Annotated in this window: 19 protein-coding genes and 1 tRNA gene; 17 read left to right on the top strand and 3 right to left on the bottom strand. The window is 69.9% G+C overall.

Annotated elements, in window-relative coordinates; translation table 11 throughout:
* Window positions 1–174 precede the first annotated feature (174 nt).
* The 3 genes from ACX80L_RS17340 (at window position 175) to pstS (ending at window position 2,483) form a co-directional block, all read left to right on the top strand.
* Window positions 175–972, top strand: a complete 798-nt coding sequence (locus ACX80L_RS17340) for an SDR family oxidoreductase (protein WP_459291277.1) — start codon at window positions 175–177, stop codon at window positions 970–972.
* Between the two features lie 101 nt (window positions 973–1,073).
* Window positions 1,074–1,292 (top strand): hypothetical protein, encoded by a 219-nt coding sequence (locus ACX80L_RS17335; RefSeq protein ID WP_459291275.1) that lies wholly within the window; start codon window positions 1,074–1,076, stop codon window positions 1,290–1,292.
* Window positions 1,293–1,370: 78 nt separating this feature from the next.
* On the top strand, window positions 1,371–2,483 hold the full coding sequence (gene pstS / locus ACX80L_RS17330) for a phosphate ABC transporter substrate-binding protein PstS (protein ID WP_459291273.1): 1,113 nt from the start codon (window positions 1,371–1,373) through the stop codon (window positions 2,481–2,483).
* Window positions 2,484–2,554: 71 nt separating this feature from the next.
* Here the strand turns inward: pstS and ACX80L_RS17325 are convergent, their stop codons facing one another.
* The gene (locus ACX80L_RS17325) at window positions 2,555–3,094 is read right to left on the bottom strand and encodes an SRPBCC family protein (protein WP_459269422.1); all 540 of its coding nucleotides are present in this window, start codon (window positions 3,092–3,094) and stop codon (window positions 2,555–2,557) included.
* A 214-nt stretch (window positions 3,095–3,308) separates the two neighbouring features.
* Between ACX80L_RS17325 and ACX80L_RS17320 the strand changes: the two genes are divergently transcribed.
* From ACX80L_RS17320 to budC, 4 genes are all read left to right on the top strand, one after another.
* Window positions 3,309–3,803, top strand: a complete 495-nt coding sequence (locus ACX80L_RS17320; RefSeq protein ID WP_133080035.1) for a Dps family protein — start codon at window positions 3,309–3,311, stop codon at window positions 3,801–3,803.
* Between the two features lie 225 nt (window positions 3,804–4,028).
* On the top strand, window positions 4,029–4,763 hold the full coding sequence (locus tag ACX80L_RS17315) for a GAF and ANTAR domain-containing protein (RefSeq protein ID WP_459291271.1): 735 nt from the start codon (window positions 4,029–4,031) through the stop codon (window positions 4,761–4,763).
* Window positions 4,764–4,885: 122 nt separating this feature from the next.
* Window positions 4,886–5,086, top strand: a complete 201-nt coding sequence (locus tag ACX80L_RS17310; protein WP_459291269.1) for a hypothetical protein — start codon at window positions 4,886–4,888, stop codon at window positions 5,084–5,086.
* A gap of 10 nt (window positions 5,087–5,096) precedes the next feature.
* Complete coding sequence (gene budC, locus ACX80L_RS17305; RefSeq protein WP_133080033.1) at window positions 5,097–5,861, top strand: meso-2,3-butanediol dehydrogenase; 765 nt, start codon at window positions 5,097–5,099, stop codon at window positions 5,859–5,861.
* Window positions 5,862–5,992: 131 nt separating this feature from the next.
* Here the strand turns inward: budC and ACX80L_RS17300 are convergent, their stop codons facing one another.
* On the bottom strand, window positions 5,993–6,733 hold the full coding sequence (locus tag ACX80L_RS17300; RefSeq protein ID WP_459291267.1) for a LysR family substrate-binding domain-containing protein: 741 nt from the start codon (window positions 6,731–6,733) through the stop codon (window positions 5,993–5,995).
* A 42-nt stretch (window positions 6,734–6,775) separates the two neighbouring features.
* Here ACX80L_RS17300 and ACX80L_RS17295 point away from each other — a divergent pair, with 42 nt between their 5' ends.
* The 4 genes from ACX80L_RS17295 (at window position 6,776) to ACX80L_RS17280 (ending at window position 13,298) form a co-directional block, all read left to right on the top strand.
* A complete protein-coding gene (locus tag ACX80L_RS17295) occupies window positions 6,776–7,168 on the top strand; it encodes a DUF5997 family protein (RefSeq protein WP_133080031.1) in 393 nt (130 codons plus the stop codon).
* 197 nt (window positions 7,169–7,365) lie between these two features.
* Window positions 7,366–8,211 carry a hypothetical protein gene (locus ACX80L_RS17290; RefSeq protein WP_459291265.1) on the top strand — a complete coding sequence of 282 codons (846 nt, stop codon included), beginning with the start codon at window positions 7,366–7,368 and terminating at the stop codon, window positions 8,209–8,211.
* Window positions 8,208–9,815, top strand: a complete 1,608-nt coding sequence (locus ACX80L_RS17285; protein ID WP_459291263.1) for a DNA polymerase Y family protein — start codon at window positions 8,208–8,210, stop codon at window positions 9,813–9,815. Before ACX80L_RS17290 ends, ACX80L_RS17285 begins: the two co-directional genes overlap by 4 nt.
* Window positions 9,816–9,878: 63 nt before the next feature.
* Entirely contained in the window at window positions 9,879–13,298 is a 3,420-nt protein-coding gene (locus ACX80L_RS17280; RefSeq protein WP_459291261.1) for an error-prone DNA polymerase, read from the top strand.
* Between the two features lie 76 nt (window positions 13,299–13,374).
* Here the strand turns inward: ACX80L_RS17280 and ACX80L_RS17275 are convergent.
* Window positions 13,375–13,457: transfer RNA gene (locus tag ACX80L_RS17275), tRNA-Leu, on the bottom strand.
* A gap of 317 nt (window positions 13,458–13,774) precedes the next feature.
* On the opposite strand from ACX80L_RS17275, the gene ACX80L_RS17270 reads away from it, so the two are divergent.
* Genes ACX80L_RS17270 through ACX80L_RS17245 form a run of 6 tightly spaced genes read left to right on the top strand, consistent with a single transcriptional unit; the run spans window position 13,775 to window position 21,286 of the window.
* Complete coding sequence (locus tag ACX80L_RS17270; protein WP_133080028.1) at window positions 13,775–14,515, top strand: FhaA domain-containing protein; 741 nt, start codon at window positions 13,775–13,777, stop codon at window positions 14,513–14,515.
* Window positions 14,512–15,000 carry an FHA domain-containing protein FhaB/FipA gene (locus tag ACX80L_RS17265; protein WP_459291258.1) on the top strand — a complete coding sequence of 163 codons (489 nt, stop codon included), beginning with the start codon at window positions 14,512–14,514 and terminating at the stop codon, window positions 14,998–15,000. The genes ACX80L_RS17270 and ACX80L_RS17265 overlap by 4 nt, the downstream gene beginning before the upstream one ends.
* Before the next feature lie 44 nt (window positions 15,001–15,044).
* Entirely contained in the window at window positions 15,045–16,649 is a 1,605-nt protein-coding gene (locus ACX80L_RS17260; RefSeq protein ID WP_459291281.1) for a PP2C family protein-serine/threonine phosphatase, read from the top strand.
* Complete coding sequence (locus tag ACX80L_RS17255; protein WP_133080026.1) at window positions 16,642–18,063, top strand: FtsW/RodA/SpoVE family cell cycle protein; 1,422 nt, start codon at window positions 16,642–16,644, stop codon at window positions 18,061–18,063. The genes ACX80L_RS17260 and ACX80L_RS17255 overlap by 8 nt, the downstream gene beginning before the upstream one ends.
* A complete protein-coding gene (locus tag ACX80L_RS17250; protein WP_459291256.1) occupies window positions 18,060–19,502 on the top strand; it encodes a peptidoglycan D,D-transpeptidase FtsI family protein in 1,443 nt (480 codons plus the stop codon). Before ACX80L_RS17255 ends, ACX80L_RS17250 begins: the two co-directional genes overlap by 4 nt.
* Window positions 19,499–21,286 carry a protein kinase domain-containing protein gene (locus ACX80L_RS17245; RefSeq protein WP_459291254.1) on the top strand — a complete coding sequence of 596 codons (1,788 nt, stop codon included), beginning with the start codon at window positions 19,499–19,501 and terminating at the stop codon, window positions 21,284–21,286. The genes ACX80L_RS17250 and ACX80L_RS17245 overlap by 4 nt, the downstream gene beginning before the upstream one ends.
* The last annotated feature ends 25 nt before the right edge of the window (window positions 21,287–21,311 follow it).

Below are 21,311 nucleotides of genomic sequence, written 5' to 3'. Positions count from 1 at the left end.
CACGCCACCCCCCCCCCCCCCCCCCCCCCCCCCCCACCCCCCCCCCCCCCCCCCCACCACCCCCCCCCCCCCCCCCCACCCCCCCCCCCCCTCGCCGCCCCTGCACCGGATCCATCCCCGCCTGCGCCCCAGATTCTCCTTGCACCAGCGGGCCGCCGGTGCAAAGGATGGAGCATGGACTTCACACCGAGCAAGGCAATCGTCACCGGCTCCGATTCCGGCATCGGCCGGGCCACGGCCGTCGCCCTCGCAGCGGCGGGCTGCGACGTCGGCGTCACCTGGCACTCCGATCAGGAGGGCGCCGAGGAGACCGCACGACTGGTCCGGGAGAAGGGCGTCCGCGCCGCCGTCGCGCAACTCGACACCACCGATGCACCCGCCTGCGGGGACGTGGTGGACCGGCTCGCCGGCGAACTCGGCGGCCTCGACGTCTTCGTCAACAACGCGGGCGTCAACGGCGGCACCCTGTTCCTGGAGACGGATTGGGACACCTGGCGTGGAACCCTGGGCGCGAACCTCGACGGCGCCTTCGTCTGCATCCAGCGCGCCGCGCGCCACATGGTCGACGGCGGCAGGGGCGGGCGCATCATCGGCGTCACCAGCGTCCACCAGGAGCAGCCGCGCGTGGGTTCGGCCGCCTACGACGCCTCCAAGCACGGGCTCGGCGGCCTCCTCCGGACGGTCGCCCTCGAACTGGCGGACCGGGGCATCACAGCCAATGCGGTCCTGCCCGGCGAGATCAACACCCCGATGAACGACTCGGCCGAGGAGGACCCGCACACCATGGACCGCCCCGGCATCCCCCTGGGCCGGCCCGGCGCTCCCGAGGAGATCGCCGCCGTCGTCACCTTCCTGGCCTCGGGAGCGGCCAGTTACGTCAACGGCGCCTCCTTCGTGGTGGACGGCGGGATGCTCCTCATGGGACCGCAGGCGGGATCCCATCTCCGAAGCGGGGAATGGCGCACCCTCTGACCCTGCCGGGGCCGGCGCTCCAGCCTTCAGCGCGCGTTCACCCCGCGTTCAGGACGGCCCACTAGCGTGGGGACCCCGCCCCTCCCCGAAAGGCCCGCACCATGGATGCCTCCCCCGCCCTTCCCGATCCCGACCACCAGGACTGGTCGGGCATCACGCGCGGTGACGACGTCACCCTCCAGCACGCCACCGGGACGCAGCTCCGGGGCGTGCTGGACATGAGGACCGACGACGCATCGGTGCTGTGGATCCGGCTGCACGACGGCGGCGGGCGGCGGCTCGTGCACCGGGCAGACGGATACCGCCTGCGTCGCGGGTGACCCTGCCCGCCCGGGATCGGCCCCTTCATCCGCCGTTCACCTTGGGTTCCCCTTTTCGTCACCTGTAACGTTGCTCCGGTGAGAAAACGATCCACCGTCGCCCTGTACCTCGCCGTCCTCCTCGGCTCGAGCGCCTGCGGTTCCGACTACCCGCTGGGTCCGGAGCAGGAAGCGGCGGCGCAGCGGGGAGACACGAGCCTGCAGGGCGCCGTGACCGCATCGGGATCCTCCGCCCAGGGACCGGCGATGGATGCCTGGCGCTCGGGCTTCGCCACGATGTACCCGCGGGCCCAGGTGCAGTACTCACCCGACGGTTCCGGAGCCGGACGCGGTGCGCTGCTGGCGGGGGCGGTGGGCTTCGCCGGCTCCGACGCCTACCTCAGTGATGAGGAGCTGGCCGGGTCGACGGACGCGTGCGGTCCTGGCGGCGCCTTCAACATCCCGGCCTACGTCTCGCCCATCAGCGTTGCGTTCAACCTGCCCGGCATCTCGGAGCTGAAGCTCGACGCCGGTACCGTGGCGCAGATCTTCAGGGGTGGGATAACCACCTGGGACGATCCCGCCATCGCAGCGCAGAACGAGGGCGTCGACCTTCCCGACGTGCCCATCTCGGCGGTGAGCCGTTCGGACGACTCCGGCACCACCGAGAACTTCACCGACTACCTGCACGCGGTGGTCCCCGGGATCTGGACCGACGAGCCCGACGGGACGTGGCCCGACGGCCTCGAGAACGAGAACGCCAAGGGCAACGCCGGTGTGGTGAGCACCGTGGCCGGGACGGTCGGGGCGGTGACGTACGCGGACGACTCGGCCGTCGGCGACCCGCTCGGCCGCGTGGCACTGAAGGTCGGCGAGGACTACGTGCCGGTCGGCTCCGAAGCCGCTGCCGCCGCCGTCGACCTCGCGGGCCGCGTGCCCGGGCGGAAGGACTACGACATCGCCCTCGACCTCGACCGGACGACCACCGAGCCTGGCGTCTACCCCCTGGTCCTGGTGTCCTACCACGTGTACTGCACGCGGTACGAGAACGAGGCGACGGCCGCCGTCGTGCGCGCCTTCGGGACGTACGCCGTCAGCGCGGAGGGCCAGGCGGAGGCCGCGGAGGCCACGAAGAGCTCGCCCATCTCGGCGGAACTGTCCCGGCAGGCCACCGACGCGATCGCGGGCATCGAGGTCGGCGACATCCCCTAGGCCATCCGCCGGGACATCCGGGAACAGCAGAGGCGGACCCCTTCCGGGATCCGCCTCCTACCGGTCACTCGTCAGCTGACGCGCGGACCGCCCGAATCGGGATCGTTCGTCGACGTGTCCGGGAACGTATTGTTCGCCGGCGTCGCCTCGCCGGATCCGCCGGTCGGCGGTGCCGCGACGTCGCCCCGCCAGGCGCCGGTCTCCCCGCCGCTCTTCTCGATGAACTCCTTGAACCTCTTGAGGTCGCCCTTCACCTGGGCGGCGTCGGCGTTCACCACGGCACCGACCTTCTCGGTGAACGTCTCGGGGTGCCAGTCGATCTGCACCATGAGCCGCGTGGTGTTCTCGTCGAGGCGGTGGAAGGTGACCACGCCGGCATGCGATTCGCCGTCCGTGCTCTTCCAGGCCACGCGCTCGTCGGGGTGCTGCTCGGTGATCTCGGCGTCGAACTCGCGCTTCACGCCGCCGATGCTCGTCACCCAGTGCGTCGAGGTGTCCGAGGTCTGCGTGATCGACTCGACGCCCCCCATGAACCGGGGGAAGCTCTCGAACTGGGTCCACTGGTTGTAGGCCGTGCTGACCGGTACTGCTACGTCGATAGATTCCTGCACTGAAGCCAAAAGGTCCTCCTTCGTAGAGACTCCGGGGCCGTCCGTCACCCCGTTCCCGGGATCCGCACGGCGAAACCGTAAGTCCCCTTAGCGTAGGCAGATCGGTTGGATTTGGCCAACGCGCGGGTCTAGGGTGAAAGCAGTCCACCCGGCGGGGGATCGGTGCGTCCGGAGCCTGCCGGGACGGAGAAATTTCTCTAGCACTGGAGGATTCATGAAGGCTTCACCCACCCTCACCGACAACATGCAGGCCGTCCTGGTCGACCTCGTCGAGTTGCACCTGCAGGGCAAGCAGGCCCACTGGAACGTGGTCGGCAAGAACTTCCGCGACCTCCACCTGCAGCTGGACGAGATCATCGACGACGCCCGCGCCTTCGCCGACGAGATGGCGGAGCGCATGCGCGCCCTCCACGCCGTTCCGGACGGCCGCAGCGTCGCCGTCGCGGAGGGCACCAAGCTCGACCCGTTCCCCGCAGGCCTCGTCTCGACGAAGGACACCGTGGGCCTCGTGGTCCGCATGCTGAACGCAGCGGTCACGACGATGCGCGACGTGCACGACCAGATCGACGAGGAGGACCCCACGACGGCCGACCTCCTCCACGGGTTCATCGCCAAGCTCGAGCAGTACGCATGGATGGTGGACGCCGAGAACATGGAGCCGACCGCCGAGGTCGTCACCCCCGTCGGCACGGAGCACGCGACGGTCTGACGGTCCAGCACCCACCCGGGCGGGAGGAAGGCGCGTCCGCCTCTCCTCCCGTCCCGGCGGCCCTGCTGCGGGTACGGCCTCTTGTACTATGTAGGCTGACTGACGGTCTAGCAGACGGCCGATCGCAAAACTCCCCGGGTTTGTGTATCGGTCCGGGAGACCCCGGACGCCCCGCAGGGCGATGCACACGTGGCTCGGCGGCTGGACGAATCAGGATCAGTACACATGGCCGACCAGGTTGCCGGGCAGACCACCGCCGACTACCTCCAGGACCTCCTCCTCGACACCGACGACGTCGAGGAGTTCCTCACCCAGTTCGCCCGCTTCGCCGCGGCCCGCCTGTTCGAGCGGCCGGGGCGGATCCTGTGCGGGATCACCCTCCTGCGCGACAAGCGGGCCGGTACCGTCGCCAGCAGCAGCGAGGCGGCGAAGCAGCTCGACGAGCTGCAGTACCTGTTCACCGAGGGCCCGTGCCTCAGCGCCTGCGAGGAGCAGCGGACCGTCCACGTCGCGGACGTCGCCACGGACGAACGCTGGAGCAACTACCTCACCCGTGCCGCCGAGCACGGCGTGGGTTCGATCCTCGCCGTCCCGTTCTCCCTCGACACCGGCGCCCGCGCGGCCCTGAACGTCTACTCGACGGAGACCGGCGGCTTCGGCCCCGAGGACATCGCCACCGCCGAGGCCTTCGTGGCCCAGACGTCCAAGGCCCTGATGCTGGCCGTGCGGCTGGCACAGCACGGCGAATCCGTCGGCAACCTGAAGTCCGCCATGAAGTCGAGGACCGCCATCGACATAGCGATCGGGATCATCATGGCGCAGAACCGCTGCACGCAGGCGGAGGCCTTCACCATCCTCAAGTCGGTCTCCAGCAGCCGCAACGAGAAGGTCCGGGACATCGCCGCTTCCCTGGTGGCGTCGATCGGCCAGGCGGAACCCGAGACGCACTTCGACCCCTGACCCGCGGTGCCCGCGTCCGGTAGCAGGTGCGGCACCCCGCTGGGAACGGGAACCGACGGCGATCCTCCCGTTGCGGGCGGGCGGAGACGGGTGCCACGGTGGGAGGACCGACAGGACGGAGCGTGATGATGGAACCCATCGAGCAGTGGTGGACGCGAGTGGACATCGAGGAGAAGCAGTGGCTCCGGGAGCACTCCGGCGCCGACGACCTCCCGGAGTCCGTGCAGTCGGCGATCGCCGGGGCGGGCGGACCGTCCGGCGACGATCCGCTCAGCGACGAGGACTGGCAGTTCATCCGGCTCCAGTCCGAGACCCCCGACTAGGCGCCGCGCCATGCAGCGTTTCGACGGCAAGGTCGTGATCGTGACGGGCGCCGGGTCGGGGATCGGTGAAGCGGCGGCACGGCGCTTCGTGGCCGAAGGGGCACGGGTGGTGCTGACGGATTCCGTCGAAGACAAGATCGACGCCGTCGTGGCGTCCCTCCCGGAGGGACGGGCGACGGCGGTCCGGGCCGACTCCTCCGACTTCGACCAGGTGGCTGCCATGGTGCAGCATGCCGTCGGGCAGTACGGGCGGCTCGACGTCCTGGTCAACAACGCCGGCACCATCACGCAGGGAACCGTCCAGGACACGAGCGTGGACGACTGGCACCGCGTTCTCGAGACGGACCTCTCCGGCGTGTTCTACGGCACCAAAGCGGCACTCGGGCACCTGCTGGAGAGCAGGGGGTGCATCGTCAACGTCTCGTCCGTGTCCGGGCTGGCGGGCGACTGGCGGATGAGCGCCTACAACGCCGCCAAGGGCGGGGTCAGCAACTTCACGCGCGCCGTCGCCCTGGACCACGGCAGGGACGGCGTGCGGGTCAACGCCGTCGCTCCCGGATTCGTCTGGACGGACCTGACGAGCGAGGACGGCGAGGCACACGAACTGTCCGACGAGTTCTCCCGGCGCATCCCCCTCGGACGCGGCGGACTGCCGGAGGAGGTTGCCGCGGCCATCACCTTCCTCGCCAGCGAGGACGCGCGCTTCATCACCGGGGTCGTCCTCCCCGTGGACGGCGGGACGATGGCGAGCAACGGCCAGCCCGCACAGGCCTGACCGGACTGGAGCGATGCCGCGAGGGAGTGGCCCACCGTGCGGCCCGAGAAGATGCGGCCGCCCAGGAAGGTCCCCTCGAGGACGATCCCGCCGAAGGACCAGAACGCCCGACCGCCGGCAGGGGAGGGAGGTCAGCGCCGTTTGCCCCGCGGGCCGGACGGGCGACCGGGCTTCCCCGACTGCTTCCCGCCCTTCTGGTCCCCGGCCTTCCCCGACTGCTTCCCGCCCTTCTGGTCCCCGGCCTTCCGCCCCCCGGCCGCGGCCTTCTTCGCGGCCGTCTTCTGCGATGCGCTCTTCTTCGGCGCCTCGCGCTGCGAGGGCTGCCGGGAACTCCGGGCCGTGCGGCCGCGGACGATGCCGATGAACTCCTCGACGTCGTCGGACTCGTCCTCCGTCCGCCAGGCGATGCCGATGGTCGTCGGGACCAGGCCGGGGACCGGGCGGTGCACGGCATCCTTCCGCGCGTACAGGCGGGCGAGGGACATCGGCAGGACGACGACACCCGCGCCGGACGCAGCGACCTCCACGGCCGACTTCGGACCGCCGCACTCGAGGACGTCGAGCAGGATCCCGCCCTCGAGTTCCTCGGCCGGGACGTCGTCGTAGAGCGACAGCTCGTTCTCCCGCGACATCACGGCGACGGGCTGCTCCTCGTACAGGGGGATCAGGTGGATCCCCGCACGGTCCACCGGAAGCCGGACGAAGACGACGTCGTCGGAGCCTTCGCGCAACGCCGCCAGGGCGTCGTCGTCGTGCTGGTGGAGTTCGAGGGGGACCTCCGGGTGCCGCTCGCGCCACCTGGCCACCCACTTTCCCGGCGTCACGCCGGGCACGAAGCCGACGGACAGGGTTCGGGGCTGGTCGGCGGGCACCTGATCACAGTAGCGCCTGCCCGCGACCGTTAAGCTTGGACCATGACTCCCGCGAAAAACCCCCAGACCCTGAAGCCCGCCACCGCGGCCAAGAAACTGGGAATCTACCTGCCCGCCGCTCCCCAGGACTTCCAGGAGACCGAGCTGACACGCGCCGAGTTCGACGAACTGCAGCAGACGCCGCCGGAGTGGCTCGCCGGATTGCGCCGCACCGGCCCCCACCCCCGCCCCGTCGTCGCGCAGAAGCTCGGGATCTCCATCGGCGGGCTGGCCCGCGGAGGCATCACGGATCCGCTGACGAGCGAGCAGATCACCGCCCTGCTGCAGGATCCGCCCGCATGGCTGGTCGCGGAGCGGTCCACGCAGGCAGCCGTCCGGGCCGAGGCCGCACGCGTCAAGGAACGCGACGCCGCCCGCAAGGCATCCGACGCCTGACCTGCGCATCCCGCCTGCCTGACCCGCACCCGGCCGGTCCGTAGCCGGCCCTCGGGCGGCACTGTCCGGCCTCCCGGCAGGGCGTCGTGGACGTGCCTGCGACCACCCTGATGAAGGTCACCCCTACCACAGGCATGCCCTTTTTCAGCGGAGGCGCGCCGATTGACTTAATCGAACACGTATTCGAATATTGACGAGTGACGCCTCCACCTGCCGGCTCCGCCCTCGACCGGGATGAGCCTTCCTCCACCCCCCAGGGCACGTCACGCCCGGGTACCGGCACCCCGCACACAGCCCTCCACGGCAGCTCCACGGCCGATGTCGCCCTCGGCCTCCAGGCCCGCATCAACAGCATGCAGGCCGGGAAGCTGGACTCACGACGGATGCCCACCGTACCCGCCCTCGCCCGGATCCTGCCCGGTGGAGGCCTCCAGTCCGGGGGCTCCTACGCCGTCCGGAACTCGACGACGATCGCCATGGCCCTGCTCGCGGGCCCCTCCGCGACAGGGGCGTGGTGCAGCGTCATCGGTGTACCGGACTTCAGCGTGGAAGCGGCGCAGGGCTTCGGGATCAACCTCGACCGCCTCATCCTGGTCCCGGATCCCGGGACCCAGTGGCTCATGGTCACGGCAGCCCTCGTGGACGTCGTCTCGATCGTCCTGACCCGGGCCCCGGAACACCTCGCGCCCACCGAAGGGGCACGGCTCAAGGCACGGCTGCGCCAGCGCGGCGCGGCACTGATCACCCTGGGCACCTGGCAGCAGAGCGACTCCACACTCGGTGTCGCCGAGAGCGCCTGGGAGGGCCTCGGCTCCGGGACCGGCCACCTGAGGGCGCGCCGCATGAAGATCACCGCGACCCAGCCCTCCGGCCGGCTCCGCCACGCCTATGTGGAACTGACGGACCTCCAGGGTGCCGCTCCGGGCGGGACCGCGGTCCAGGACGTCCTGCAGCCGGATCCCCGGTCCGACGGCCGCCCTGACGCCGCCTTCGGCACTGCTTCCGGCGCCCTGTTCGAACCCCGGCTGATGAAGTCCTCGTGACATCCGCCCTCCCCCCGGCAGCTCCCGGCACCTCGGCCACGCGGACCATGATGCTCTGGTGCCCGGACTGGCCCATCACCGCGGCACTGCGCGACCACGCACTTCCCGCGGACACCGCGCTCGTCCTCGTCGACCGCGGGGAGGTCTTCGCCTGCTCCCCGGCAGCACGGCAGGACGGCGTGAAGAGAGGCCTCCGTATCCGGGAGGCCCAGGCCCGCAGCGCGGGGCTCGTCACCCTCGCCTACGACCCCTCGCTCGACGAACGCACCTTCGAGCCCGTGACCGCGGCCGTGGAGACCATCATGCCCGGCGTCCAGGTCCTCCGCCCGGGACTGTGCGCCGTCAAGGTCAAGGGGCCCTCGCGCTACTACGGCAGCGAGGGCAGGGCCGCGGACATGGTCTTCCGGACCCTCGCAGCCATCGGTCTCACCGACGTGCGCATCGGAATCGCCGACGGCTCCTTCGCGGCCGAGCACGCAGCCAGGGCCACGGATCAGCTGGAGGACCCCGACGCGGACCAGCTGGTCGTCATCCCGCCGGGCCGCTCGGCCTGGTTCCTGAGCAGCTACCCCCTCGAAGTCCTCGAGCAGCCCAAGCTCACCGTGCTGCTCAAGCGCCTCGGCATCCGGTCCCTCGGTGATTTCGCGGCGCTCGGCGCAGCGGACGTCCGCAACCGCTTCGGCGTCGAGGGCGCCCTCGCGCACCGCCAGGCGAGCGGACTCGACCATCGGGACGTCGTCGCCCGTAAGCCGCCACCCCACCTCGACACCGTCGCCGACTTCGAGCCGCCCCTCGCCCGTATCGACCAGCTCGCATTCGCCTTCCGCACGCGGGCCGGTGAATTCGTCGACACCCTGCGCGGGGCAGGACTGGTGTGCACGGCCCTGCACGTCTCGCTGCACACGGAATCGGGCGAGGTGTCGGAGCGCCGGTGGCAGCACCCGCGCTGGTTCGACGCCGACGACGTCGTCGACCGCGTGCGCTGGCAGCTCCAGGGCACCTCTGCGTCCGACCACGGCCTGACCTCCGGCATCACCCGGGTCCAGGTGGTACCCGACATCGTCGAGGACCTCGGCGACCACGCGGACGGTCTCTGGGGGACGGGGCCGGACGAGGGCATCCACCATGGCCTGGCCCGCGTGCAGAGCATGCTGGGCCACGGCGCCGTCCTCACCGCGATCATCGCCGGCGGGCGGCTCCTGGCCGACCGCCGGGTCTTCATCCCGTGGGGGGACGCCCCGTCCTCGCCCACCAGGGTGCCGGTCAAGGACCGCAACCAGCCCTGGCCCGGCCGCCTGCCCGGCCCGGTGCCGGCCACGGTGTTCGCCGATCCCGTGCCCGCCGCCGTCGTCGATTCCCGCGGCAACCCCGTCGACGTGGATCCGCGCGGCCTCCTGAGCGCCGACCCCGCCTTCTTCAGCGCCGGGCCCGACGACGGCCGGCGGCCCGTGCACTCCTGGGCCGGCCCCTGGCCGATCGACGAACGGTGGTGGGACCCGAAGGGACGCATCCTCAACCGTTTCCAGCTGGTCGACCAGTCCGGCTCTGCCTGGCTGCTGCTCCTCGAGGACCATGCCTGGTGGGTGGAAGCCGGCTACGACTGACCGCGCGGAGCGGATCCCGGGACAACCACAGACAGCACGACATCCAGGACAGGGAGGGACGCCATGGGCTGGAACAATCCACCGATTCCCTGGTCGGACTTCGAACGGAGCCTCTCCGACACCCGGCCCGGGATCCCGCCCGCCGGTGCCGACGGCGGGGACAGCCCGGCCTGGTCCCGGAAGCGCCGGCCCTATACCGCTCCGGCCGGGGCCCCGGTGCCGGAGGGTCCCGTGGTCCCCTATGCGGAACTGCACGTGCACTCCAACTTCAGCTTCCTCGACGGCGCATCGAGCCCGGAGCACCTCGCGGAGGAAGCCCGGCGGCTGGGCCTCACCGGCATGGCCCTGACCGACCACGACGGCCTGTACGGTGCGGTGCACTTCGCTGAAGCAGCCGAGAAGTACCCCGGACTCTCGACGATGTACGGCACGGAACTGTCCCTCGGACTGTCCCGGCCGCAGAACGGGGAGGCGGACCCGGAGGGGCGCCACCTGCTGGTCCTGGCCCGGGGGTCGGCCGGCTACCACCGGCTCTCCACGGCCATCACCGAAGCCCAACTGGACGCCGACGCCGAGAAGGGGAAGCCCCGCTACGAGCTCGAGAACCTCGCCGGCCATGCCGGTGGTCAGTGGATGATCCTCACGGGCTGCAGGAAGGGCGCCGTGCGCTCGGCGCTCGTCGCCGGTGGAGAGGCAGCCGCCGAGGCGGAACTCCGGGAACTCGTCGAACTGTTCGGCCGGGACGGCGTCGCCGTCGAACTCACCAACCAGGGCAATCCCCTGGACGCCGCGCACAACGACGCCCTGGCCACCGTCGCCGCCCGCCTGAAGCTGCCCACGGTCGCCACCAACAACGTGCACTACGCCACCCCGAAACAGCACCGGCTCGCCTCCGCCCTGGCCGCGGTCCGGGCCCGCCGGAGCCTGGACCAGATGGATGGCTGGCTTCCCGCCGCCGGATCCGCGCACCTGCGCAGCGGCGCGGAGATGGCGAGGCGGTTCCGGGACTATCCGGGGGCGGTGGAGCGCACCGTCGAGATCGCCACCGATCTCTCCTTCACCCTCCGCAGTGTCCGACCGGGCCTGCCGAATATCGAGCTACCGGAGGGCCACACGCAGATGAGCTATCTGCGCGAACTCGTCTGGCGGGGGGCCGACAAGCTCTACGGGAACCGGACCGACGTCCGCGAGCGCATCGAACGCGAACTGGAGGTCATCGAGGACAAGAACTTCCCGGGGTACTTCCTGATCGTCCACGACCTGGTGCACTACGCGCGCCGGAACGGCATCCTGTGCCAGGGACGGGGTTCGGCCGCCAACTCGGCTGTCTGCTACCTGCTCGAGATCACCGCGGTGGACTCGATCAAGTACCAGCTCCCCTTCGAGCGGTTCCTCTCGAGCATGCGGGACGAGGAGCCGGATATCGACGTCGACTTCGACTCCGACCGACGTGAGGAGGTCATCCAGTACGTCTACCGGAAGTACGGGCGCTTCAACGCCGCCCAGGTCGCCAACGTCATCACCTACCGCCCCAAGTTCGCCGTCCGGGACATGGCCAAGGCCCTCGGCCACAGCCCTGGCCAGCAGGACGCCTGGTCCCGGCAGATCGAACGGTGGGGCGGACTCGTCTCCAGCACCGACCACGACATCCCGGACGCCGTGGTCGGCCTGGCGCAGGAGGTCCTCGCGTTCCCGCGCCATCTGGGTATCCACTCGGGCGGCATGGTCCTGACGGACCGGCCCGTCGGAGAAGTATGCCCTATTGAGCATGGACGCATGGAGGGCCGGACGGTCCTGCAGTGGGACAAGGACGACTGCGCCTGGATGGGGCTGGTGAAGTTCGACCTGCTGGGCCTCGGCATCCTCGCGGCCATCCAGTACAACTTCGACCTCGTGGAACGGCACTTCGGGGAGACGTGGGAACTGCACACCATCCCGAAGGAGGAGCAGGGCGTGTACGACATGCTGTGCTTCGCCGACTCGGTGGGCGTCTTCCAGGTGGAGAGCCGCGCCCAGATGGGCATGCTCCCGCGGCTCCAACCCCGCCAGTTCTACGACCTCGTGATCGAGGTGGCCCTCGTACGACCGGGGCCCATCCAGGGCGGGGCCGTGCACCCCTACATCAAACGGAAGATGGGCGAGGAGGAGGTCCGGTACATCCACCCCGACCTCGAACCGGTGCTCGAACGGACCCTCGGCGTCCCGCTCTTCCAGGAGCAGCTCATGCAGATGGCCATGGTGGTGGGGGGCTGCACCGGGGCCGACGCCGACCTCCTGCGCCGGGCCATGGGTTCCAAACGTGGCGAGGAACGGATCGATTCGCTCAAGGCCAAGCTGTACGCGGGCATGGAGTCCAACGGCATCACCGGCGACGTGGCCGACACGATCTACGACAAGATCCACGCCTTCGCGAACTTCGGGTTCGCGGAAAGCCACTCGATCAGCTTCGCCCTGCTGGTCTATGTCAGCGCATGGCTGAGGCTGCACTATCCCGGAGCATTCCTCGCGTCCCTGCTGCGCGCCCAGCCCATGGGGTTTTATTCACCCCAGACGCTCGTGGCGGACGCCCGCCGACACGGCGCCGTCGTGCTGCGGCCCGACATCCTGCACTCGGGCGTGCACGCCGACCTCGAGCCGCTCGAGGGCTACGACCCGCCCGTCGATCCCCGGGACCGGACCACCGGCACGGACGGCTGCACCGAGGACGAGCAGCCCCCGGTGGGCTACTTCGACCAGGACACGCCCTTCGATTCCACGCCGCACCGCCGTGACGGCAACTACGCGGTGCGGCTCGGCCTCGCCAGCGTGGAATCGATCGGGGCCGGACTTGCGGAGAAGATCGTCACCGAGCGGGAACGGAACGGGCCCTACGAGGACATGCCGGACCTGGCCCGGCGGACGGGCGTCAACGCCGGGCAGCTCGAGGCCCTGGCGGCATCGGGCGCCTTCGACTCGATGGGGCTGAGCCGCCGTGAAGCACTGTGGAACGCCGGGCCCGCGTCCACCGAACGCGAGGGCCAGATCAAGGGCACGGCCGTCTACATCCAGCCTCCGCTGATGCCCGAGCTCTCGGACATCGACAAGGTCGGATCCGACCTGTGGTCCACCGGCATCACCCCGGACGATCATCCGGTGCGCTATGCCAGGAACAGACTCGAGCGACGGGGTGCCCTGACGGCCGTGGAGCTGAAGACGGCCGAGTCCGGACGGCGGATCGAGGTGGCGGGAATCGTGACGCACCGGCAGAGGCCGGCGACCGCGAGCGGCATCACGTTCCTGAACCTCGAGGACGAGACGGGGCTCGTGAACGTCATCTGCTCCGTGGGGGTCTGGCAGCGCTACCGCCGCGTGGCGAGGGAGGCCGGCAGTGTGATCGTGCGGGGTCTCCTCGAGCGGTCCGCCGAGGGCATCGTCAACGTCGTGGCGGACCGCATCGAGGTCCTGCAGCTGAAGGCCACCACCAGGTCGCGGGACTTCCGCTGACCGGCACCGGGCCTTCCCGAAGGACCACGGTACGACGAAGGGCCCCCGCTGAGCGGGGGCCCTTCGTGTCATACCGTGCGCGAGGGGGGATTTGAACCCCCACACCCTTTCGGATACTGGCACCTGAAGCCAGCGCGTCTGCCGTTCCGCCACTCGCGCATTTCGAGATCCAACTCCGTGCGCCAGGCGCAGGCGTTGTGAACAGCAGAAACAAGCATAGCCGAGCGCGGGCGCAATTACCTAAACAGGAACCGGCCGGGCCTCGGCGACACCGTTCCGCCCGTCCGGACGATCCATGGATCGTTAGGACAAAGTAATCCTCGGAACGATGGCTTGGAGCCCATTCCCAGAGCCTCCCAGTAGTATCGGAGGGAACATGCCCGGGTGGACGCTGCCGTCCCGACGACCGGGCCGGCCCTGCGGCGCCTTGCCGACGGGGCCCGACATTCCGATGCGACAGGGGAAGGAGGCGGGAGATGGGCATTCTTGACAACGTGGAGCGCGGACTCGAAAAACTGGTCCGAGGCGCCTTCACGACGGGATCCCGTGCCCAGGTGCAGCCCCTCGAGATCGCGAGCGCCCTGCGCAAGGAACTCGACAACCGCTCACTCGTCCTCTCGCAGGGCCGCACCCTCGCTCCCAACGTCTTCACGGCACGCCTCTCCGACTCCGACTTCGATCTCGCCCAGCAGTGGGGATCGGCTCTGGCCGAGGAACTGTGCGACGTCGTGATCGCCCATGTCAACAGCCAGCAGTACAGCCTGCAGGGACCCGTCCGGGTCTCCTTCGAGCACGACCCCGAACTGAAGGCCGGCATCTTCGAGATCGACTCGTCGATCGAGAAGCAGGACGCCGCACGCCGTCCCGCGGGCCCCGCCGCCCCTGCAGCACCGCGGCGCCAGCCCACGCGCTACCAGCCGATCCTCGAGATCGACGGCCAGCGCTATTCGATCAACTCCGGGTCGATCGTCCTCGGCCGCTCCTCCGAGGCGGACATCCTCGTCGACGACACCGGTGTCTCCAGGCGCCACCTCGAGATCCGCGCACGCGACGGCCGCATCTACGCCGTCGATCTCGGCTCGACCAACGGCAGCTACGTCAACGGGCAGCGGGTCCACGGCCAGGCCGAACTCACGGACGGTTCCACCATCACGATGGGGCGGTCGCGCATGACGTTCCGCCTCGTTCCGACCCAGGGCGGGGGCGTCCCGCGATGAGCGAGGCCGGAGAACTGACCGTCACGCTGCTGCGCTTCGGGTTCCTGATCCTGCTGTGGGTCCTGGTCCTCAGCACGGTGGGAGCCCTGCGCCGGGACCTCGCCGTGGGCCGTCGCAACAGGGTCGGCGCCCCCACGGCACGGGAGATCCGCAGGAACCCGAACCTCGGCGAGGAACCGGCCCCCCTGCGCACCCCCGCCCGCCGGCTGGTCGTGACCGAGGGTCCCCTCACCGGGACCACGCTCGAGCTCGCAGCAAGCCCGATCCTCCTCGGCCGCGCCCAGGAGGCGACCCTGGTGCTCGAGGACGACTACGCGTCCGGCCGGCACGCCCGCCTCTTCCCGCAGGGCAGCCGCTGGTTCATCGAGGACCTCGGATCCACGAACGGCACCTACCTGGCCGGCGCCCAGCTCACGCGCGCACTGCCCGTCGACCCGGGCGTCCCCATCCGGATCGGTAAGACGGTCATCGAATTGAGGCCGTAGGCGTGCCGCTTGCTCTCAGGTTCGCCGCCCGCTCCGACGTGGGCATGGTCCGCGCGAAGAACGACGACTCCGCCTACGTGGGACGGTTCCTCGCCGTCGTCGCCGACGGCATGGGTGGGCACGCCGGCGGGAATGTCGCCTCGGCCTCCACCGTCCTCGATCTCGTCCACCTGGATCACAACGGGCACGGCGGGAGCGCCGGGACACACCTCGCCGACGAGATCCAGACCGCGAACTCGCTGCTCTCCGAACTCGTCGCGACCAACCCGCAGCTGGCAGGCATGGGGACCACCGTGACCGCGATCCTGCTCGAGGACCGGACGCTGCAGCTCGCGCACATCGGGGACTCGCGCGCCTACCGCTTGAAGGACGGTGTGTTCGAGCAAATCACCACCGACCACACCTTCGTACAGCGCCTCATCGAGGAGGGCAGGCTCAGGCCCGAGGAAGCGGAGGTCCACCCTCACAAGAACGTCCTGATGCGCGTCCTCGGTGACGTCGACGCAAGCCCTGAACTGGATCTCCGGGAATTCGACGCCGAACCCGGCGAGCGGTGGCTGCTCTGCTCCGACGGCCTCAACGCCGTCCTGAAGGACCGCGTGGTCGAGCAGGTGATGCGTGAGTCGAAGGACATCCGGAACTGCGTCGACACACTGGTCGACCTGACCCTCGCGGGCGGCTCCCCGGACAACATCACCATCGCCGTCGTCGAGGTCATCGAGGCGGAGGACGACGACGCCGCACCGCCGGCCGTCATGCCTCCGGCCCGGCAGGCGGCGGGAGAGCGCGACAGGCCCTCGGCGGATGCGACGTCCCACGGGATCGACGGCGACGGCCTCCCGGGGACCGCCATCCGCGCCGATGTGATCCGGCAGGACCTGCTGACGCGGCCCCACGTCCTGGTGGGATCCGCGGCACTGGCCACCGAGACGGGCCAGATCCCCATCGTGACGCAGCGGTCCACGGAGCGCCGTGCCGCCATGATGCTCACGCACAAGGCCGAGTCGGAGGGCGTGGAGGACGCCGAGGACGAGGCACCGCCCCGGAAGAGACGCTGGCTGGTCCCCGCGTTCCTCTCCCTGATGACCCTGATCCTCGTCGCCGTGCTGGGCCTCGGGTACACCTGGACGCAGACACGCTATTACGTGGCGGAGGCGGACAACCGCGTCGCGATCTACACGGGTGTCCCCCAGAGGATCGGGCCGGTGCACCTCAGTGAGCTCTACGAGACCACCGACATCCCCGTGTCGAATCTGCCCGAATACCAGCGCTCCCAGGTGAGGGGCACCCTGCCGGCCGCCAGCCTGGAGGAGGCCGAGCGCATCGTCGGGGATCTCCGGAGCGAACTGCGGGCGGTGAACTGCGATCCCGCGGCGCCCGGGACCCCGTCGGCCTCACCGGCACCGTCCGCGAGCGGCACCGCCGGTCCTGCGCCGACGTCCCCGCCTTCGGCTCGGGCGACAGCATCCCCCACAGCGCAGCCGACGACCTCGGCGACCGCGCCTCCCGGAACTCCCGGCCCCTCCGCCTCGGCCGCTCCGTCCCCGTCGACCGGTCCGTCCGGTCCGACGGGCGGGTCTCCGCGTGCCACCCCCGGCGCCGACCCCTCGGCGCCGGCCATCGACTGCGGGAGCGCCGCTGATGAGTGATGTCCTGACAGTCCCCCGATCGCGGCGGACCATCGAGTTCGTGCTGCTGCTGCTCGCCCTGGCCGTGGCGATCGGCGCGAACTACCTCGCGGGTATCGGCCGCGAGGATGCCTTCGGCGACTATTTCTGGTCCCAGGCCCTGACCCTGGGGGTGATGGGTCTCTTCATCCACCTCATCCTGCGCTTCCGGGCGAAGTATGCGGATCCTGTGATACTTCCGATCGTGGTCGCGCTCAACGGCATCGGCCTGGCCATGATCCATCGCCTCGACCTGTCGGCCGCCACGGTGAATCCGGACTTCTCACCCGTCGCCCCCCAGCAGGTCCTCTGGACGGCGGTCGCCATCGGAGCGGCCGCGATCCTCCTGATCGTCCTGCGCGACCACCGCATCCTCCGCCGCTTCACCTACATCTCCCTGATCGTCAGCGCCGTGCTGCTGCTGCTGCCCCTGACACCGCTGGGACTCGAGATCAACGGGGCCCGCATCTGGATCTCCGTCGGTTTCGGTACCTTCCAGCCGGGTGAGATCGCGAAGATCACCCTCGCCATCTTCTTCGCCGGCTACCTGTCGACGAACCGGGACCTGATCCTGCTCGCGGGGAAGAAGATCGGTCCGCTGCAGCTTCCGCGCTTCCGGGACCTGGCGCCGATGGCCGCCGCCTGGCTGGTGAGCATCGGAGTGCTGATCTTCCAGCGGGACCTCGGCTCGTCCATCCTGTTCTTCGGTCTCTTCATGGTCATGATCTACGTCGCCACGAGCCGCGTCAGCTGGGTCCTGATCGGGCTCGCGATGATCGGTGTCGGGGTCTTCGTGGCCCTGGAACTGTTCAGCCATGTGGCCCTCCGGTTCGACTCCTGGATCAACGCCTTCGCGCCCGAGGTCTACGACCGGGCTCCGGGTGGCAGTGCCCAGGTGGTGCAGGGGCTGTTCGGCCTGGCCAACGGCGGCCTGATCGGGACCGGACTCGGGGAAGGGCGCCCTGACCTCGTGACCTATGCCAACAGCGACATGATCATCGCGGCGCTCGGCGAGGAGCTCGGGCTGATCGGCGTCGTCGCCATCGTGATGCTCTACGTCATCCTCGTCTCCCGCGGCATCCGGGCCGCCCTGGGGACGAAGGACGGCTTCGGCAAGCTGCTCGCCTGCGGGCTGTCCTTCACCATCGCCCTCCAGTGCTTCGTGGTGATCGGCGGGATCACGCGCCTGATCCCGCTCACCGGACTGACCACGCCGTTCATGTCCGCGGGTGGGTCCTCGCTGCTGGCAAACTGGCTCATCGTCGCGCTGATCCTGCTCATCTCGGAGACAGCGCGTCGGCCGGCCCCCTCGGCGCCGATGAAGGACTCGTTCCCCGAAGCCGTCGGAGTGAACGGGAGACCCGTGAAGAGGACCACGAAGGAGGGGACCCGATGAACCAGGCCATCCGCAGCGCATGGGCCGTGGCCATGGGCATGTTCGCCCTGGTCCTCGGATCCCTCACCTATGTGCAGTTCTTCCAGGCACAGGAACTGAACGACAACGACTGGAACAGCCGCCAGCTGTACCAGGACTTCGGCCGGCAGCGAGGAGCCATCCTCGTGGACGGCCGAGCCATCGCCGAGTCCGTGCCCTCGGACGACCAGTTCAAGTTCCAGCGCGTGTACAACGAACCCGAGCTGTACGCCCACCTCACGGGCTACTACTCGCTGTCCCTGTCCTCCTCCCAGCTCGAGGCCGAGGAATCCGAGATCCTCTCCGGCACCAGCAGCTCCCTGTTCTACGACCGCGTCGTGCGGTTGTTCTCGGGCGTCGACTCCGAGGGTGCGTCGGTGGAGCTCACCATCGACCCTGAGATCCAGCAGCTGGCGTACGACCTGATCCCGGACGGCCAGCGTGGCTCGATCGTCGTGCTGGAGCCCGGCACCGGGAACATCCTCGCCATGGTCTCGAAGCCGACGTACGACCCGAACCTCCTCTCGGGGCACGACACCAGCGTGATCGCCGAGAACGCGGCCGCGCTCTCCGAGCAACCCGGACTGTCGATCTACACGAACCCCGCCACGGAATCCCTCGTGTCGCCGGGTTCCGTGTTCAAGCTCGTCGACGCCGCGGCGGCCCTGGAGTCGGGCCAATACGACGCGGAGTCGCAGATCCCGAATCCGCCCGCCCTGGAGTTCCCCGGCATCGAGTACGCCCTGCCGAACTTCGTCACCGGTGGTTGCGCGAGCAGGACGACGGCGGACCTGGAGTTCGCGCTCGAACAGTCCTGCAACACCCCCTTCGCGCAGATCGCGCTGGACCTCGGGGAGGAAGCCATCCAGGAGCAGGCCGCGAAGTTCGGCTTCGGCGAGGAGCTGGCCATCCCCACGCGGGTCATCGCGAGCTCCTTCCCCTCGGACCTGACGGGGCCCGAACTCGCGCAGTCCGCCGTCGGCCAGTTCGACACCCTGGTGACCCCGCTCCAGATGGCCATGGTGGCTTCGGCGATCGCCAACGACGGGCAGCAGATGAAACCCCAGCTCATCAAGTCGATCCGCGCGGCGGACCTCGAGCTGATCGAGTCACCGCAGCCCGAAGTGCTCCGCCAGTCGGTCAGCCGGGAGACGGCCGACCAGCTCACGGACTGGATGGTCAACGTGGTGGACAACGGGACGGCCACCGCGGCCCAGGTCCCCGGGGTCCGGGTGGCAGGAAAGACAGGAACCGCGGAGGTCAGCGTGACCGGTGACAACGCGTGGTTCACCGGTTTCGCGCCCGCGGAGGACCCGCAGGTAGCCGTATCGATCGTAATGGAGAACGTGGACATCCCCACTGGTCAGCAATTGACCTCACCCAGTGCCAAGAGACTCATAGAGGCGGTGTTGAACAGATGAGGCCCACGTCAGGAATCACCCTGGGCGGCAGGTTCGAACTGACCGAGCGCATCGCCATCGGCGGTATGGGCGAGGTGTGGAAGGCCCGGGACCAGATCCTCGGCCGCGTGGTCGCGATCAAGATCCTCAAGGAGGAGTACTCGGGCGACCCCGCGTTCCTCAACCGCTTCCGCGCCGAGGCGCGCCACACCGCGCTCCTCAACCACGAGGGCATCGCCAACGTGTTCGACTACGGCGAGGAGGGTGGTTCGGCCTACCTCGTGATGGAACTCGTGCCCGGTCAGCCGCTGTCCGCCGTGATCGAGAAGGAGCAGGTGCTCTCCCCCGATCGCACACTCTCCATCATCGGCCAGACGGCCACCGCACTCGCCGTCGCACACCGGCAGGGCCTGGTCCACCGCGACGTCAAGCCGGGCAACATCCTCGTGATGCCCGACGGCCGGGTCAAGATCACCGACTTCGGCATCGCACGGCTCGCGGACCAGGTGCCGTTGACCGCGACGGGCCAGGTCATGGGCACTGCGCAGTACCTCGCCCCGGAGCAGGCGACGGGCCAGCCGGCCACGGGGTCCTCCGACATCTACGCACTGGGCGTGATCGGCTACGAGCTCCTCGCAGGGCGCCGCCCCTTCTCGGGCGAGTCCCAGATCGCCATCGCCCTTGCACAGGTCAATGATGCGCCGCCGCCCCTGCCCGAGTCCATCCCGCGCCCCGTGCGCGCGCTGATCGGCTCGATGCTCGCCAAGGATCCCGCGGACCGGCCGCGCGATGCGGAGAGCCTCTCCCGGGCCGTCGACGCCATCCGCTCCGGTGACATCCGCGGTGCGGAGGCAGCGGTCCCGGGCCTGCTCGCCTTCGCGGCGGGCGGGGACACCGCCACGGCCGCCGTCCCGCGCCAGGACACGCAGGCGACGACCGCGGTCCCGGCACCCACGACGTCGGCGCTGCCCACGGTTGCTGCGCCCGCCGCCGCCGGTGCCGCCGCCGGCATCGCTGCCTCCCGGGACTGGTCCCAGGAGGACATCGATGCGACCACGCCGTCGCAGCCGATCCGCCGCGAGGAGGAGAACCGCAGGAGCCCCTGGCTGATCCCGCTCATCGTCCTGCTGCTGCTGGCCCTGGCGGCCATCGCCTTTTTGATCTTCCAGCCGGTGCTGGCCGGCGACGATCCGGAGAACGTCCCGGTCGCATCGACCAGCACCTCCGCCGACGCCACCCCCTCCCGCTCACGGACCCCGAGTCCGTCGCCGTCCTCCACGCCGCCGTCGCCGAGTCCGGACCCGAGCACCACGCAGGCCGACGAAGGCACCATCATCTCGCCCGCCGAGTATCTCGGCCGGCCCGTGGAGGACGTGAGGGCAAGCCTGATCGCGCTCGATTTCGGCGTCAACGTCGTGGAGCAGGCCTCCGAGGAAGCAGCGGGAACGGTCATCGACATCAATCCCAGCGGAGCCCAGCCACCCGGCACGACCATCACGCTGACCGTGTCGACCGGCCCGGAGCAGGTCACCGTACCCGCCGGCTTGCAGGGGCAGGATGCCGCCGAGGTGGAGAGGATCCTCGTCGACCTCGGCCTGCGGCCCCTGAACGTGGGATCCGAGGAGTCGGATCAGCCCGCGGGGATCGTGCTTCGCGTCGATCCCGGACCGGGCGCCGTCCTGGCTCCGGGGACCCAGGTGAACTACGTCGTGTCCACGGGACCGCCGGTCACCGAGGAACCCACGCCCCCGTCGACACCGACCTCCACGCCGACGGCGACGGCGACCGCGACCTCCGGCCCATGATGCGTCGGGTGATGCGTCGGGACCG

The sequence above is a fragment of the Arthrobacter sp. MDT1-48-3 genome (assembly GCF_054511015.1).
Note: the sequence above shows the minus strand (reverse complement) of the source record. Positions and strands in the feature narration are given on the sequence as shown.

Bases quoted from the DNA above. Each gene is read 5' to 3' on its own strand.
- ACX80L_RS17340 (WP_459291277.1), top strand. From the start codon at position 175: ATGGACTTCACACCGAGCAAGGCAATCGTCACCGGCTCCGATTCCGGC.
- ACX80L_RS17335 (WP_459291275.1), top strand. From the start codon at position 1,074: ATGGATGCCTCCCCCGCCCTTCCCGATCCCGACCACCAGGACTGGTCG.
- ACX80L_RS17320 (WP_133080035.1), top strand. From the start codon at position 3,309: ATGAAGGCTTCACCCACCCTCACCGACAACATGCAGGCCGTCCTGGTC.
- ACX80L_RS17315 (WP_459291271.1), top strand. From the start codon at position 4,029: ATGGCCGACCAGGTTGCCGGGCAGACCACCGCCGACTACCTCCAGGAC.
- budC (WP_133080033.1), top strand. From the start codon at position 5,097: ATGCAGCGTTTCGACGGCAAGGTCGTGATCGTGACGGGCGCCGGGTCG.
- ACX80L_RS17295 (WP_133080031.1), top strand. From the start codon at position 6,776: ATGACTCCCGCGAAAAACCCCCAGACCCTGAAGCCCGCCACCGCGGCC.
- ACX80L_RS17280 (WP_459291261.1), top strand. From the start codon at position 9,879: ATGGGCTGGAACAATCCACCGATTCCCTGGTCGGACTTCGAACGGAGC.
- ACX80L_RS17270 (WP_133080028.1), top strand. From the start codon at position 13,775: ATGGGCATTCTTGACAACGTGGAGCGCGGACTCGAAAAACTGGTCCGA.
- ACX80L_RS17265 (WP_459291258.1), top strand. From the start codon at position 14,512: ATGAGCGAGGCCGGAGAACTGACCGTCACGCTGCTGCGCTTCGGGTTC.
- ACX80L_RS17260 (WP_459291281.1), top strand. From the start codon at position 15,045: ATGGTCCGCGCGAAGAACGACGACTCCGCCTACGTGGGACGGTTCCTC.
- ACX80L_RS17255 (WP_133080026.1), top strand. From the start codon at position 16,642: ATGAGTGATGTCCTGACAGTCCCCCGATCGCGGCGGACCATCGAGTTC.
- ACX80L_RS17250 (WP_459291256.1), top strand. From the start codon at position 18,060: ATGAACCAGGCCATCCGCAGCGCATGGGCCGTGGCCATGGGCATGTTC.
- ACX80L_RS17245 (WP_459291254.1), top strand. From the start codon at position 19,499: ATGAGGCCCACGTCAGGAATCACCCTGGGCGGCAGGTTCGAACTGACC.